The organism is Alteromonas alvinellae, assembly GCF_902705805.1.
Map to the genome: position 1 here is coordinate 1 of NZ_CACSIH010000081.1, position 913 is coordinate 913.

At 47.8% G+C, this 913-nt stretch carries 1 protein-coding gene; it reads right to left on the reverse strand.

Going from position 1 to position 913, the window contains the following annotated elements; all coding sequences use genetic code 11:
* Window positions 1–19: 19 nt before the first annotated feature.
* Window positions 20–913: IS1634 family transposase (locus ACX5KA_RS05405; RefSeq protein ID WP_458730603.1), on the reverse strand; the 894-nt coding region annotated here is incomplete at its 5' end.

Consider the following 913-nt stretch of genomic DNA (forward strand, 5'->3'; position numbering starts at 1 on the left):
CCGACATTCCGCATCAAATTCAGGAATAAATCTCTTGGTATAATGTGCCAAGTACATCAATGATCACCTGCTGGCGCTCCTGTTTGTCTGTGATTACGGGGGGAGAGTCACCAATACTGACTTCGTGGATCCCACTAAAACACAGAAATACCCATCGTGCCGTTGGCTTCTGGGACGGTTTCTTTTTCATGTCAGGGAAGTATTGTTGTCTTTCTTTTAATGACGTTCGGATCCGGTGTTCAAGGGCGGCGTATATCATCAGACTGCACGTCATCACCATGAGCAGCGCTTCAATCCTTTCCGGTTTCTTTAGAAACAGTGAGGATGTCAGGAATTCCGGACTTTTGAGAAAACGAAATCCCCGCTCAACATGTTGCTGGGATTTGTAGGTATCTAACAATGTCTGCATACTGAGTTCCCCGCTACAATCATTGGTTGCGAGGATAAACATCCCAGTTTGCGCCTGAGCTATTCCAACTTTATCCAAACAGGTGGCTATCAGCCCATCGAGTTGGTATTCATAGTATGCTGGCTGTTGTCCTTTTTTGGGGCGACCTTTACCTAAGAACACGGGGTGGGCTATACAGTCAAACTCACTGATGCGGGTTGTTTTTAACGTCTTGCTAAAGACTTTCATTGCCGTCTCGGCATCGGTCTGGCAGGCAAAGCGTTGCTTACACAATTTAATAAATTGCTTGTGCTCTTTTTCACTGCTTTTAAGTAAATTGCGGGCCAGCGTCTGCTGCTCCCGTTTAGTCGCCTGCTCACTGCGCAGAATCAACCATTTCTGTTTCACTCCGGCATAGTCTGCATCCACCCAACAACCGTGGTAACCGTTACCCATGGCAGTGAGACTGGCTTCCGTCACGTTGCTTACGTGCTGCCTGGCGTCTTTGATGGTCATGGGGACTCG